The following is a 14,396-nucleotide window of genomic DNA, read 5'->3' as shown; positions in this document are numbered from 1 at the left end:
AGTGACCGGTCGGGACGGCGAGTCCGGAGTGACCGATCGAGACGGCGAGTCCGGAGTGACCGGCCGAAACGGCCGGTCACCCGCGCCCGGTGATCCCGGCGCTCACTGATCCGACGAGAACCGCACCGCCGCCGTCGGGATGCGCGCGTCGCACCACACCCGTACGCCGTCCCGGAGTTCGTTGTCCGCTCCGACGACCGCGCCGTCGCCGATCACCGCGCCGCTGAGGACCGACCGCCGGCCGATGCGGGCCCGCGCGCCGATCAGGGAGTCCGTGATGACCGCGCCGGGTTCGACGACCGCGCCCGCCAGGACCGTACTGCCCGACACCCGGGCTCCCTCGCCGACGAACGCGCCCTCGCCCACCACCGTGCCCCCGGTGAGCTTGGCGTCGCCCGCGACCGTGGCCGTGGGCAGGATCAGGCGGTCGCCGCAGCGGCCGGGGACCGCCGGGGACGGGGCGCGGCCGAGGACGAGGTCCGCGGAGCCCCGTACGAACGCCGCCGGGGTGCCGAGGTCCAGCCAGTACGTGGAGTCGACCATGCCCTGGAGGTGGGCGCCTGCCGCCAGCAGGTCCGGGAAGGTCTCCCGTTCGACCGAGACGGGGCGGCCCACCGGGATCGTGTCGATGACGGAGCGGCGGAAGACGTACGCGCCCGCGTTGATCTGGTCGGTGACGATCTCCTCGGGAGTCTGGGGCTTCTCCAGGAAGGCCGTGACCCTGCCGGTCGCGTCCGTCGGCACCAGGCCGTACGCGCGCGGGTCGGTGACCTTCGTCAGGTGCAGGGAGACGTCCGCGCCCGTCGACCGGTGGGTCGCCACCAGCGCCTCGATGTCCAGGCCCGTGAGGATGTCGCCGTTGAAGACCAGGACCGGGTCGTCGGGGCCCGAGTGCAGACGCGAGGCGACGTTGCGGATGGCGCCGCCGGTGCCGAGCGGTTCCTCCTCCGTGACGTACTCCAGGTGGAGGCCCAGTGACGAGCCGTCGCCGAAGTGCGGCTCGAAGACCTCGGCCAGGTACGACGTGGCGAGCACGATGTGCTCGACACCCGCCGCTTTCGCCCGCGCCAGCTGGTGCGTGAGGAAGGGGACCCCGGCCGCCGGGACCATGGGCTTCGGGGTGTGCACCGTGAGCGGGCGGAGCCGGGTGCCTTTGCCGCCGACCAGGAGGATCGCTTCTGTCACCTGTCGTCTCTGCTTCCTGCCGGGACCGGCCGAACTTTGTTTCGGCCGGCCAGTGTATGCAGACCTTTCCGATGGGCCTTCGAAGGCAGTACGGGGCGTCCGTCGATGGCTTGGTGCGATGTGGAATTGTCCGTGGCGACCGGGCCGTTCGCCGTGGGTGCGTACGTTCCGTCGTACGCCGGTGCGGGGCGGGGTGCGCCGGTCTACCGACCCTGGAGGTTCGCCGCGGTGGAGCGGGTCTTGCCGAGCTTTCCGTACAGGCGCCGGCCGGGGCACTCGGTGGCGAAGCCGTCCCTGTGACCGGAGATGACGTGCAGTCGTACCTTCTTACCTTTTCGGTAGAGATTGCCACCACCGGACGTCAGATATGTCTTGCCACGCGGGTTCGCCCCGTAAAGGCCGAGTTTCCAGGCCGTGAGCTTCGAGATCGCGCGGACGGCCGCGGCGGGGGGCTTCGCGCTGTTGTAGCTGCCGAGCACGGCGATGCCCATGCTGTTCGCGTTGAACCCGAGCGTGTGGGCGCCCATCACGGCCCTGGCGACGCCGCCCGCGCGGCCCTCGTAGATGTGCCCGCACCGGTCGACGAGGAAGTTGTAGCCGATGTCCCGCCAGCCGCTGCTCACCACGTGGTAGCGGTAGATACTGCGGATGAGCGAAGGGGCCTGCGAGCAGCGGTACTTGTTGCCCGACGCGGTGTGGTGCACGAAGGCCGCCTTGACACGCTTGGTGTAGCGGAAGCCGCTCTCGCGCAGCCGCTCGTCGGCGCCCCAGCCGCGGCGCGTGACGATACGGGGGCGCGGACCGATGTACGGCTTCGCGCCGGGCCGCACGCCGACGAGCTGTTTTCTGGTCTCCTCCTGGGACAGTGCCGGGATCTCGGCGGAACCCAGCGGCGCCAACTCGGTGTTGGGCACGGCCGCGGCGGTCTCGGACCCCAGCGTGCCGAGACGCGCGGAGCCGGCGGGGAGGGCGCCCCCGGGCGCCGGCTCGGCACCGGGGTCGACGAGCTCCAGGCGCATGCCTTCGGGGAGGGCGCTGCGGCTGGCGGGGGGTGCCAAGTCGCCGGCGTACGCCCGGTCGTCGGGGCGGTGCCGGTCGTTAGGGCGGGCCCCGTCGTCAGGGCGGGCCCCGTCGTCAGGGCGGGCCCCGTCGTCAGGGTGCGCCCCGTCGTCAGGGTGCGCCCCGTCGTCAGCGGTGCCCGTCGCGGGTCGTGACTCCGCGCGGACGCGTACCTCCACTCCGTCGGAACGGCCCACCCAGAGGGGGGCTGTCGAGCCGCGTACCCGGCCGGAGGTGCGTTCCGCGGTGTCCGGGTCGGCCGCGTGATCGTGGTTGTGCGTGTCGATGTCCTGCCAGCCGGACCACCGGGGTGTCCCGGCCTCGCGGGTACGGACCTGCACGCGGCCGTGCAGTTCGGTGTCCGGGTCGTGCCAGACGACGCCGACCATCGAGAACGGCCGCACGGTCCGGCGTCCGAGACCCTGCTCGGCCCCGGCGGGACCGGCCGCCCGGTCGCTGCCGGGCGGGGCGAGCGGGACGAGCGGGATCGACTGGGTGGCACCGGGGACGGACGCCTCGGCCGCGGGGGGCCGGGGCGCGGCCGAGGCACTGAGGGTCAGCGGCAGCGACAGGGCCACCGCGCAGGTCACGCCGATCGAGGATGACAGAAATCGTCGCATGCCCTCGATCTTTGACATATGCGGACATATATGTCTATCCGACCTTTGACGCTCCGTCGGGCGCGTTCGACCGAACCGGTGCCCCGCCACTCGGCCCGCACCGGCCGCCACCCGATCGCCCCGCGTACCCTTGCGCGCGTGAACGCCACCGATCGCACCCCTGCCGACCTGCTGCGATCCGCGCTCGCCGCGGACCCCGCACGCCCCCTGGTGACCTTCTACGACGACGCCACGGGCGAACGCGTCGAACTGTCCGTGGCCACCTTCGCCAATTGGGTGGCCAAGACCGCGAACCTCCTCCAGGACGGACTGTCCGTCGAGCCCGGCGACCGGGTCGCGCTGCTGCTGCCCGCGCACTGGCAGACGGCGGTGTGGCTGCTGGCGTGCTCCTCGGTGGGCGCCCTCGCGGACGTCGCGGGCGACCCGGCCGCGGCCGACGTCGTGGTCAGCGGCCCCGACACGCTGGACGCGGCCCGCGCCTGCTCCGGCGAGCGCGTCGCACTCGCGCTGCGCCCGCTCGGCGGCCGCTTCCCGCAGCCGCCCGAGGGGTTCGCCGACTATGCCGTCGAGGTACCGGGCCAGGGCGACCGCTTCGTGCCGTACGCCCCGGTCGACCCCGAGGAGCCCGCGCTGATCGTCGCCGGGCGGGAGTTCAGCGGCGCCGAGGTGGTGGAACGGGCCCGCGCCGAGGCACCGTCGCTCGGACTGACGGGGCCCGCGTCCCGACTGCTGTCCGGGCTGCCGTACGACACGTGGGAGGGCCTGAACGCCGGCCTCTACGCCCCGCTCGCCACCGGCGGCTCCGTGGTGCTGTGCCGCCACCTCGACCGGCTGGGCGAGGAGGCGCTGGCGCGGCGGATCGAGAGCGAGCGGGTGTCCGCGACGCGCTGAGCGCCCGGGCGACGAGGAAGACGGCGACGACGACGGTCCGGGCATGCGCAGAATCCTCACGGAACATGTGCAATTCCTCACCGTGCACGGCCGGCCGTGCGCCTCCGGGGTCAATCGTGACCGCGGGACGGAGTCCACGGCCGGAGAAAATCCCGGCGCGAAGATCCTCCACGCGGAGGGGAGACCCGGGTTACTCGCACAGGAAACCGACAGGGCATGCGTGCCACCACGGTGATTCCGCTGGACCGCGCCCCCTCCGGCGGAGACGGCGGACCGACCGGAAAGCGGCGTCCGGCGGACCCGTGTACGCCGAACGCGCCACTCCGGCTTTCCGCGTGAACATGGCTTCTGCGGGCGTCCGCAGGTAAACCGCACGTCAACAGACGGAAGAAAAGCACCAAGAAATGGGCGGATTGCCCAGTTGTAGGGACGTGCAAATAGTCACCGGCGTCGCTTGCGGCCTAATCGGGCGGATAGTGTGAGCGATCCGGTGTGCCAGGCCTTCGGTCGCGCACCACTTGCACGAGACCCGAGCGCCTTTTGGAGGGGGAAGGCGCCGCGTGGCCCCGACGGAGGAATCGGACAACCGTGGACGCGCAAGGCCGTGGGCGGGCGGACGACATCGATCCCGCAGACCAGTGGGTGCTCAACCCGAACACCGGCGAATACGAATTGCGACTGGCTCCTTCCGCTCCGCAGTCGGCGGTGCCGAGGCCGCGTAAAGCGGGAGGCGGCACCGCCGGGGCACGCGCCGGAGGAGCACAGGCCGGTAGAACGCAGACCGGCGGAACCGGCGCGACCGGGGGACCCGGGGGCCCCGGGGGAACGCAGACCGGCGGAGCCCGTACGCGCTCCGCCAAGGCCGCGCCGGACACCCGTGAGATCCCGGAGACGGTGCCGGGACCGCGGCGCCGCCGGGGAGCGCCCGCCGAGCCGCCGCCGGGCCGCCGCCGCACCAAGCAGAAGTCCAAGAGCAGGAAGGTCCTCGTCTGGACGGGCGGCTCGCTGGCGTTCCTGCTGGTCGGCGCGAGCTCCGCGGGCTACCTGTACTACCGGCACCTGAACGGCAACATCACGGCCGTCTCCGACGACGGCGCGGGCACCGGCGGCTTCAGCAAGGACCGGGCGATCAACGTCCTGGTGATCGGCACGGACAAGCGCACCGGCGAGGGCAACGACGGCTACGGCGACACCGACAGCGTCGGCCACGCGGACACCACGATCCTGCTGCACGTCTCCAAAGACCGTTCGAACGCGACCGCGATGAGCATCCCGCGGGACATGATCGTGGACATCCCGGACTGCCCGACCACCCAGGACGACGGCACCACGGTGACCATCCCGGGCACGTCGAGCACCCGCTTCAACAACAGCCTCGGCCAGGACAACCGCACCCCGAGCTGCACGATGCGTACGGTCACCGAGCTGACCGGGATCGAGATCGACCACTTCATGGTGGCGGACTTCAACGCGGTGAAGACGCTGTCGACGGCGGTCGGCGGAGTGACGGTCTGCCTCGAGAAGGACATCAACGACAAGAAGTCCAAGCTCAACCTGACCGCGGGCGAGCACAAGATCCAGGGTGAGGACGCGCTCGCGTTCGTGCGCACGCGGTACTCCGTGGGGTTCAGCAGCGATCTTGACCGCATCGGGCTCCAGCAGCAGTTCCTCGGCTCGCTGATGCGCCAGGTGAAGTCCGACGACACGCTCACCAACCCCAAGAAGCTGCTCGCGCTCGCGGAGGCGGGCACCAAGGCGCTGACCGTCGACTCGAAGATCGCGGACATCCAGAAGCTGGCCGGGCTCGCGCAGGAGATCGGCAAGGTCAACACCAAGAACCTGACGTTCACGAAGGTGCCGGTGGTCGACAACCCCGACGACGCGGCCACCGTCGTGATGCAGGAGGCCCAGGCCCAGCAGCTCTTCCGAACGGTCCGCGGTGACGTTTCGCTGACCGAGGTGAAGAAGAAGGAGGCCGAGGAGGCCAAGAAGAAGGAGGCCGCGAAGCTCGAGGGCGCGCGCGCCGATGCCTCCGAGGTCCGGGTCAACATCTACAACGGCGGCGCCGAGAGCGGCAGTGCGCAGGAGACCCTGAACTGGCTGCAGAACGAGGAGGGCGTCACCAAGTCCAGCCAGCTCGGCAACGCGTCGGCGGACGTGGACAAGACAACCCTCGCGTACGACCCCGACCAGGCCGACCAGGCGCGTAAGCTGGCCGACCTGATGGGCCTGTCGGCGTCGGTGCTGCAGCCCGGCGAGGGCAAGAGCGAGACCAGTTCCCAGGGTCTGCCCGCCATGGTGCTGACCCTGGGCAAGGACTTCCAGGGGGCCGGCGTTCCGCTGGACGGCTCCGCGGCGGCGGACCTGGACGTCGAGAAGAACACGGCGGACAAGCAGGTCTGCGCCGGCTGACGACCTCGGACCGGCAGGCGCAGGGAGGTGTCCGGGCCGGGCGCGGTGGTACCGCCGGGGGTGTACGCGCGTGCCCTGCCCGGGTTCGTGGGTGCACGGACGAGGCGGGCGGCGCGCGGGCCGGGTGGGCGGGCAGGAGCGCGCCGTCGGGGCGGGTGCTCCGTGCTCTCCGCATGCTCAGTTCAAGAGAAAACGAGTACTGACGAGTACATCCCCCGCGGGCCTTCGGCCGTCCTACAGGGAGCGGGGGCGCTCCCGTTCGGCAGGCGTGGTGGGGAAGGGCAGCGAGATGATGCGCAGCGGGGTGCGGGGGAACGCACGGGGGAGCCGGAGACGGCCGGGAACGGAGGACACCGACGCCGCCGGCCGGCCGGACGAGCTGGAGGCACCGGACGGCACGACCGCGGTCGTGGACACCTCCCCGCCGGCCGGTGCGCGCACGGAGGACGGCCCGGCCCCCGAGGCAAGGACCGCTCCGGCCTCCGACACGCAGACCGGCCCCTCCTCCGGCACCGACACCGGCGCCGACACCGGGGACGCCCCGGTCACTGAGCCGGAGACCGCCCCGAGCACGACTGACGAAACGGTTCCTCGCGCGAGGACCGCCCCCGACGCGGAGGACAGCCACGCCCCGAAGACGGAGTCCGACCCGGGCCCCAACGCCGCGCCCGCCCCGACCTCCGACGCCCCTGACGCCGCGGTGGGGAGCACCCCTGTCCCGGACGCCGACCCTGTCCCGGACGCCGACCCGGCCCCGGACGCGACGACGCCCCCCTTCCCCGCGCCCGAAGCACCGAACGGCGCCCCCTCCCCCACGGCACCCGACGACACCCCGCCCCCCGAGACCCCCACCACCGCAGGCCCCGGCGGAGGCGATGACGCGTCGGGCGGTGCCGCCGGGCGGCCGCGGCGGAGACGGCGGGTGCTGCGCTGGTGTGCGGTGGTTCTGGCGGTTCTGATACTCGGCACCTCGGGTGCCGGCTATCTCTACTACCAGCACCTGAACGGCAACATCAGGAAGGAAGTACTGAACCTCGGCGACACGGCGATCGCCCGGCCCGCGCCGAACGCGGCCGGGCAGACCCCGCTGAACATCCTGGTCATCGGCTCGGACGCGCGGGACACCGAGGGGAACCAGAAGCTCGGCGGGGCGCGCGAGACCTTCGGCGGCACGCCCCTCGCCGACGTCCAGATGCTGGTGCACCTGTCCGCGGACCGCACCAACATCTCGGTGATCAGCATGCCCCGCGACACCCTCGTACAGATCCCCAAGTGCACCGACCCGGACGACGGCACCGTCTACCCGGCGTCCGACGGCCGCGTGATGACCAACCAGTCGCTCGGCCGCGGCGGTCCCGGCTGCACGGTCGCCACCTGGCAGGAACTGACCGGCATCCACATCGACCACTTCGTCATGGTCGACTTCGAGGGCGTCGTGTCGATGGCCGACGCGATCGGCGGAGTGCCGGTGTGCGTGGACGCCAACATCTACTCCAAGGACAGCCAGGGCCACGGCTCGGGCCTGCGGCTGGAGAAGGGCACCACGTACATCCAGGGCGTCCAGGCCCTGCAGTGGCTGCGGACGCGGTACGGGTTCGAGGACGGCAGCGACATAGCCCGGGCCAAGGCTCAGCACCAGTACATGAACGCCATGGTGCGCGAGCTGCGCGACAACGCCACGATCACCAACCCGAACGCGCTGCGCAGGCTGGCCGAGCAGGCGACCCGGGCGCTCACCGTCGACCCAGGGCTCGGCACCGTGAAAGCGCTCTACGACCTCAGCACCGAGCTGCGGAAGGTCGAGCCCGAGCGGATCACGATGACCACGATGCCGTACACGTACCTGGGCGCGCGGGTCGTCCCCAAGGAGGGGGACGCCGATCAGCTGTTCCGGCTGGTCCGCGAGGACATCGCGCTGGACGGCAAGGACGGGGAGAAGGAGACGGCGGCGGAGAAGGAGACGGCGGCGGAGAAGGCGCCCCAGGACGGGGCCACACAGGAGCAGAGCACCCCGGAGCAGGCCACGCAGGAGCCGAACGCCACCACCTCCGCCACCCCCGTCACCTCTGCCACCCCCACCGCCCCCGCCGACCCCGCCGCCCCGGACGCGAAGATCGGCGTACTGGTGCAGAACGGCACCGGCACCTCCACGTCGGCCGCGGTGCCCGGGCGGGCCGAGGAGGTCGGTGAGGCGCTCGTCGGGATGGGCTTCGTCAAGGCCACGGCCGACCGGACGACGATGACGACCGTGAGCGAGACCGTGGTGCGCTATCCCAGTGCCGAACTGGAGGGCGACGCCCAGGCGGTCGCCCGGGCGCTCGGCATTCCGCTGAGCGCGGTCCAGCGGTCCACGGACGTCAGCGGAGTGACGCTGGTGGTGGGCGCCGACTGGCGTGAGGGGACGGAGTACGAGGTGGCGGAGAGGGACGACACCATGCCCCGGTCCGCGGAAGCGCTGAACGGGGCGGACGAGGGCGCCTGCATGAGGGTGGACCCCGACTTCACCTGGTGAGGCCGTGTCCGGACAAGCCGAGCCGTGCGGGTGCGCGCCCGCACGGCTCAGCTTGTCCGGCCGCCCGATGGCGGCGGGCGGCCGGGAGGCGTACGACGGAAGGGTGCGGACCCGCCCCGGGTCCCCGTCCCCGAGGAGAAACCATGCAGCCCACGCCCATGACCCCGATGACCAAGGAGATGCAGGACTGCGTCGAGGCGTGCATGACCTGCCACTCCGTCTGCGAGGAGACCATGAGCTCCTGCATGCAGATGGGCGGGCAGGAGCAGATGCAGATCATGCGCGCGCTGATGGACTGCTCCGAGATGACGCGCATGTGCGCGGACATGATGATGCGGCGTTCGCCGCTGTCGGCCCGGATGTGCGGGCTGTGCGCCCAGGCCTGTGACATGTGCGCCGAGGCGTGTATGTCCATGCCGGACGACCCGCAGCTCAAACGCTGTGCGGAGGCGTGTCGTCGCTGTGCGACGATGTGCCGCGCCATGGCGGGTGCCACGGCCTGAGCCCCGGCACCCAGCGCTCAGGGGCACCCGCCGGGTGCCCCTGAGCACGTACAGGTCGCAGGAGCGCGGGTCTCAGTTGCCCGAGACGGTCACCTTCTCGTCGTTCTTCAGCTCCTCCACCAGCTGCTTCACCTTCGCGGTGTCCCACTGGAGGTTGCCGTTGGCGGCGTTGCCCGCGATCGGCATGTTCATGGACGTGCCCTCGCCGCCGGTGACGCCCTTCATGGCCCAGAACATGCTCGCCAGGTCGAACAGGCCCATGTCCTTGTCCACGATCAGGGTGTCGAGGCCCGCGCTCATCGTCGGGTAGAGCTTGAAGGGGTTCAGGACCGTGCCGGGGGTGGCCGCCTGGTCGGCCAGGGCCGCGAGGAACTTCTGCTGGTTCTTCGTGCGGTCGAGGTCGCTGCCCGCGAGGGCGTACCGGGTGCGGACGAAGGCGAGGGCCTGCTCGCCGTCGAGCGTCTGCGTGCCCTCCTCGAAGTCGGCGCCGGACTTCTTGTCCTTCATGCCGCCCTTGGGGATGTCGAGCTCGACGCCGCCGACCGCGTCCACGATGTTGGCGAAGCCCGCGAAGCCGATCTCGACGTAGTGGTCGATGTGCAGGCCCGTGTTGGCCTCGACGGTGCGCACCAGCAGCTCGGGGCCGTCCTCCGCGTACGCCGCGTTCAGCTTGACCTGGCGGCCGGTGCTCTCGTAGCGCTTGCCGGACTCGGAGCCCACGAACGACGGGATGGTGACGTTGGAGTCGCGGGGCAGCGAGATGAGCGTGGGGCCGTTCGAACCGGTGTGCAGGATCATCATCGAGTCCGTGCGCTTGCCCTCGGCGGACCCGGTGTGCAGCTTCTTCTTCTCCTCGTCGGACATGCCCTCGCGGCTGTCCGAGCCGACGATCAGGTAGTTCGTGCCGTCGCCCGCCTCCGGCCGGTCGATCACCTTGGACAGGTCGACCTCGCCGTTGAGCTTGGAGTCGGCCCAGAAGTACGTGCCGACGACGGTGACGAGCAGCACGGTCACCACCGTGATCGCCGTCAGCTTGATGCGGCGGCGCCAGTCGGGCGCGGGGCCGCCGCCGGGCCCGTACCCGCCCGCCCCCCGCGGTCCGCCGGGGCCGCCCGGACCGCTCGGCGTCCCGTACACCTGTCCGGTGTTGTAACCACTGTCGTACGACTGCCGGGCGCCGTACCCTGCGTCGTACGACTGCTGCGGCGGCACTGCGCCCTGCGCGCCCTGCGGGGAAGCTCCCGCCGGTCCGCGTCGCACCTGCCGCATCACGCGCGCGCCCTCGGGCTCTTCGTTCGCGCTGCCGCGACCGTATCCGCTGCCGCGGTTGCTGCCGTTCCGTCCCTCGGGCCACTCGTTCATGCGGACCAGTGTGCAGGGCGTGACGGTGTCCCGTACAAGGGTCGCGGTGATTCCGGAGCGCGGCTGTTGCAGAGCTGATGCACGGCCTGGTCCCGTGAGCCCCGGGCATAAAGTGGACGGTATGACAGACCAGGCCCCAGCTCCGGAGTCCGACATTCCGGGCAAACCGACCTCAGTATCCCGTACCACCCTCAGCCACATCATGAGCCACAACGACACCAACCTGCTGGGTACGGTGCACGGCGGAGTGATCATGAAGCTCGTCGACGACGCGGCCGCCGCGGTGGCCGGCCGTCACTCCGGAGGGCCGGCCGTCACCGCCTCCATGGACGAGATGGCCTTTCTCGAGCCCGTGCGGGTGGGTGACCTGGTGCATGTGAAGGCGCAGGTGAACTGGACCGGGCGCACGTCGATGGAGGTGGGCGTGCGGGTCCTGGCCGAGCGTTGGAACGAGTCGACGCCGCCCCAGCAGGTCGGCTCGGCCTATCTCGTCTTCGCCGCGGTGGACGCCGACGGCAAGCCGCGCCGGGTGCCGCCGGTGACACCGGAGACCGGACAGGACAAGCGGCGCTACCAGGAGGCCCAGATCCGCCGCACCCACCGGCTGGCCCGCCGTCGGGCGATCATGGAACTGCGGGAGCAGCGGGCGGCCGAGGGACACGAGGACTGACGACCTCCGAGGTGCCGGGGCCCGGGCCGGCTACGAACATGCCACCTCGTCCCCCCGCACCACCCCTGCTCCGGCCTCCACGGGCGATCCCGCGGCCCGTACCTTCCGCACCCGCCGCACCCGCTCCAGGTCCGACCCCGCGATCACCTTCAGCGTCGGGCCCTGGTTCGGTACGGCCCGCAGTTCGCTGCCCGGCAGGGCCGCCGCGAGGGACCTGGCCGAGCGGTCCCAGCGCGGGTCGTACGCGACGACCGTGCGCGTCACCTTCCGCTCCACCGAGTTGACGGGCGTCCGCGTCGTACGGAACCCGGTGGCCGCGAGCGCGTCGTCGATCCGCCGGCCGAGCCCGGTGACGGTGGTGCCGTTCTCCACCTGGACCCGGATGTGCTGCGGGGCCACCGGGACGCGCACCGGCCCGTTCCCGCGGCGCACCTTGTGGGGAGCGAGCGGCCGGTCGGCGCGCAGGGCCGCGAAGAGGCCGGCCGCCTTCCGCTCGTCCCACTTCAGCGTCGAGCCGACGCCCTTCACGGCGTAGCCCATCCGCCCGATGGGGACGGTGGTGAACTCGGAGGAGGCGGGCGAGAAGGTGCGCATCGCCCGCCCCAGACCGAGCAGCTCGTCCGTGCCGAACTCCTCGTCCGCGCGCACCGAACCCAGCACGGCCTGGATCACGTCCTGGAACCGCATCGGGTTGAGCAGCACCCCGGAGGAGGTGGCCTGGGCGATCAGCGAGGCCATGAACCGCTGCTGGCGCTGCATCCGGCCGAGGTCGGAGGAGCCGTCGGCGTGCCGGGAGCGCACGTACTGCAGGGCCTGTCCGCCGTCCAGCCGGTTCGCGCCCGCGGGCAGGTCGAGGTCGGTGACCGGGTCCTTGAGCGGCTGCGCGGTGCAGATCTCGACACCGCCGAGCACGTCCACGGTGCGCATGAAGCTGATGAAGTCGATCTCCAGATAGTGGTCGATCTTCACCTTGGTCATGTGCTCGACGGTGCGCACGGTCAGCTCCGGGCCGCCCTCCGCGTACGCCGCGTTCAGCTTGACGGGGTGCGTGCGGTGCCGCCGGCCGGTGGTGGCGTCGGTGTGCGGGGGCACCTCGGCGTAGGAGTCGCGCGGCAGGCTCACGACGCTGGCGCGCTCCCGGTCCGCGGAGATGTGGACGATCATCATCGTGTCCGTGCAGTGGCAGGGCTCGCCGCCGAGCCGGTACTTCTCCCGCTCCTCGGCGCCGATCCTGTCGCGGCCGTCCGTGCCGACGACCAGGACGTTCATGCCGTGTCCCGCCTCGGGCCGGTTCTTCATGTCCCGGAAGGGATCGACCCGGGCGATGTCGTCGTCGAGTCCGGTGAGCACCGCGTGCCCGACGCCCGCGGAGGCGAGCACCACCACCGACAGCGCGGTCACCACCCGCATGGTCCAGCCGGTCCGGCGCCGTCCGGGCGACCGCCGCTCGCCGTCGGCGCCGTTGCGCACGCCGTGGGCGCCCTTGCGGCGGGGCGCGTCCCGGGAGGGCTGCGGGCGGGGCGGGCGGCTGGGGCGGCGGGACGGTGCGGGCACGGGGGACACCTCCGCGAGGACGGGGCCGTGGGGTCCGTTGAGCACCGTAGGCCCGTACGATCTGCGGATGATGTTCCCGGCCGGGCGGCGCGCGTCGGTGTCCCCCGTTCGCGGTAACGTGAGCGTCCTATGAACGCCATGCCCGACGTGCAGCTCCCCGCCGTGTCCGTCATCATGCCCGTCCTCAACGAGGAGCGGCATCTGCGCGGCGCCGTCCAAGCGATCCTCGCCCAGGAGTACGCGGGCGAGATGGAGGTCGTCATCGCCCTCGGTCCCTCCACGGACCGTACGGACGAGATCGCCGCCGAGCTGGTGGCGGAGGACCCGCGGGTGCACACCGTGCCCAACCCCACCGGCCGCACGCCCGCCGCGCTGAACGCTGCCATCAAGGCGTCCCGCCACCCCGTCGTCGTCCGCGTCGACGGCCACGGCATGCTCTCGCCGGACTACATCGCCACGGCCGTCCGGCTGCTGGCGGAGACCGGCGCGCAGAACGTGGGCGGCATCATGCACGCCGAGGGCGAGAACGACTGGGAGCACGCGGTCGCCGCCGCCATGACCTCGAAGATCGGCGTGGGCAACGCGGCGTTCCACACGGGCGGCCAGGCGGGCCCGGCCGAGACGGTGTACCTCGGGGTCTTCCGCCGCGAGGCCCTGGAGCAACAGGGCGGCTACAACGAGGAGTTCATCCGCGCCCAGGACTGGGAGCTGAACTTCCGCATCCGCGAGGCGGGCGGCCTGATCTGGTTCTCGCCCGAGCTCAGGGTGTCGTACCGGCCGCGGCCGAGCGTGAAGGCGCTGGCCAAGCAGTACAAGGACTACGGCCGCTGGCGCCACGTGGTCGCCCGCTACCACTCCGGCTCCATCAACCTGCGGTACCTCGCCCCGCCGACCGCGGTGTGCGCGATCGCGGCGGGCGTCGTGGTGGGCGCGGTCCTCACCCCCTGGGGCTTCGTCGTCCCCGGCGGCTACCTCGCGGCGATCGTGGCGGGCTCGCTCCCCGCGGGCAAGGGCCTCCCCCTGAAGGCCCGCCTGCAGATCCCCGTCGCCCTCGCCACCATGCACATGTCGTGGGGCTTCGGCTTCCTGACCAGCCCGAAGTCGCTGGCGAAGCGGGTCATCGCGTCGCGGCGGCCGGCTGTGCTCGGCCAGGGCTGAAGAACTGCCGGACCCGCCTGCCACCGAGCGCGGCAGCCGGGTTCGGTGACGACCGTGGTACTCGGCCCGGCGCCTCGTCGAACGCCCCGAGACCTCCGCGGCACGATCCGAACGAGCCGCGAGGACGGGAACGGCCGACGGTTGCGCGGCTGGGCCCGACGCGGTCGCTGCTGCGTGTCCGGCCGCTTGACGACGCGCGATCGCTCGGCATTCCAGCATCCCGCTGCCACTTTCACCGTGAGTAGCGGGATGGTCGTGTCAGGCGGTGGGCCATGGAAGTGATCGCGAACCGTGTGATCGCGCCTCGGTGAGGTCGAGCCGACCGCCGGACAGCTCGGTCTCGTACCCGAGTCGCTCACCGTCCAGTTCCAGCCCTCAGGGAAGTTCCCAGCTGAAGATGGTGCGATCACAGGTCGAAAGCAGCGTGGCGCACGACAACCGCCGTGTGCCGGGAAGTCCCCGGCCACATC

At 71.7% G+C, this 14,396-nt stretch carries 10 protein-coding genes; 6 read left to right on the top strand and 4 right to left on the bottom strand.

The annotated features are described in order from the left end of the window. Positions 1-102 precede the first annotated feature (102 nt). Entirely contained in the window at positions 103-1,185 is a 1,083-nt protein-coding gene (gene manB / locus IEZ04_RS18370; protein WP_189217966.1) for a mannose-1-phosphate guanylyltransferase, read from the bottom strand. Positions 1,186-1,388: 203 nt separating this feature from the next. After that, the gene (locus tag IEZ04_RS18365; protein WP_229821101.1) at positions 1,389-2,882 is read right to left on the bottom strand and encodes an N-acetylmuramoyl-L-alanine amidase; all 1,494 of its coding nucleotides are present in this window, start codon (positions 2,880-2,882) and stop codon (positions 1,389-1,391) included. Between the two features lie 120 nt (positions 2,883-3,002). On the opposite strand from IEZ04_RS18365, the gene IEZ04_RS18360 reads away from it, so the two are divergent. The 4 genes from IEZ04_RS18360 (at position 3,003) to IEZ04_RS18345 (ending at position 9,182) form a co-directional block, all read left to right on the top strand. Continuing rightward, the gene (locus IEZ04_RS18360) at positions 3,003-3,755 is read left to right on the top strand and encodes a TIGR03089 family protein (protein WP_189217965.1); all 753 of its coding nucleotides are present in this window, start codon (positions 3,003-3,005) and stop codon (positions 3,753-3,755) included. 588 nt (positions 3,756-4,343) lie between these two features. Further along, complete coding sequence (locus tag IEZ04_RS18355; RefSeq protein WP_189217964.1) at positions 4,344-6,167, top strand: LCP family protein; 1,824 nt, start codon at positions 4,344-4,346, stop codon at positions 6,165-6,167. Between the two features lie 700 nt (positions 6,168-6,867). Further along, positions 6,868-8,679, top strand: coding sequence for an LCP family protein (locus IEZ04_RS18350; RefSeq protein WP_189217999.1), 1,812 nt, complete (start codon positions 6,868-6,870; stop codon positions 8,677-8,679). Between the two features lie 143 nt (positions 8,680-8,822). Further along, positions 8,823-9,182 carry a four-helix bundle copper-binding protein gene (locus tag IEZ04_RS18345; protein WP_189217963.1) on the top strand — a complete coding sequence of 120 codons (360 nt, stop codon included), beginning with the start codon at positions 8,823-8,825 and terminating at the stop codon, positions 9,180-9,182. 72 nt (positions 9,183-9,254) lie between these two features. Here IEZ04_RS18345 and IEZ04_RS18340 read toward each other — a convergent pair whose 3' ends face one another. Continuing rightward, positions 9,255-10,544, bottom strand: coding sequence for an LCP family protein (locus IEZ04_RS18340; RefSeq protein ID WP_189217962.1), 1,290 nt, complete (start codon positions 10,542-10,544; stop codon positions 9,255-9,257). A gap of 121 nt (positions 10,545-10,665) precedes the next feature. On the opposite strand from IEZ04_RS18340, the gene IEZ04_RS18335 reads away from it, so the two are divergent. Next, entirely contained in the window at positions 10,666-11,214 is a 549-nt protein-coding gene (locus IEZ04_RS18335) for an acyl-CoA thioesterase (protein WP_189217961.1), read from the top strand. A gap of 30 nt (positions 11,215-11,244) precedes the next feature. Here the strand turns inward: IEZ04_RS18335 and IEZ04_RS18330 are convergent, their stop codons facing one another. Beyond that, entirely contained in the window at positions 11,245-12,768 is a 1,524-nt protein-coding gene (locus IEZ04_RS18330; protein ID WP_444545452.1) for an LCP family protein, read from the bottom strand. Between the two features lie 129 nt (positions 12,769-12,897). Here IEZ04_RS18330 and IEZ04_RS18325 point away from each other — a divergent pair, with 129 nt between their 5' ends. After that, entirely contained in the window at positions 12,898-13,926 is a 1,029-nt protein-coding gene (locus tag IEZ04_RS18325; RefSeq protein WP_189217960.1) for a glycosyltransferase family 2 protein, read from the top strand. Positions 13,927-14,396 lie beyond the last annotated feature (470 nt).

Source organism: Streptomyces ruber, from assembly GCF_014648075.1.
GTDB lineage: Bacteria > Actinomycetota > Actinomycetes > Streptomycetales > Streptomycetaceae > Streptomyces > Streptomyces ruber.
Note: the sequence above shows the minus strand (reverse complement) of the source record. Positions and strands in the feature narration are given on the sequence as shown.

What these genes read in the sequence shown, in the direction of transcription:
- IEZ04_RS18365 (WP_229821101.1), bottom strand. Translation starts at nt 2,882, where the DNA reads ATGTCAAAGATCGAGGGCATGCGACGATTTCTGTCATCCTCGATCGGC.
- IEZ04_RS18335 (WP_189217961.1), top strand. Translation starts at nt 10,666, where the DNA reads ATGACAGACCAGGCCCCAGCTCCGGAGTCCGACATTCCGGGCAAACCG.
- IEZ04_RS18325 (WP_189217960.1), top strand. Translation starts at nt 12,898, where the DNA reads ATGAACGCCATGCCCGACGTGCAGCTCCCCGCCGTGTCCGTCATCATG.
- IEZ04_RS18340 (WP_189217962.1), bottom strand. Translation starts at nt 10,544, where the DNA reads ATGAACGAGTGGCCCGAGGGACGGAACGGCAGCAACCGCGGCAGCGGA.
- IEZ04_RS18345 (WP_189217963.1), top strand. Translation starts at nt 8,823, where the DNA reads ATGCAGCCCACGCCCATGACCCCGATGACCAAGGAGATGCAGGACTGC.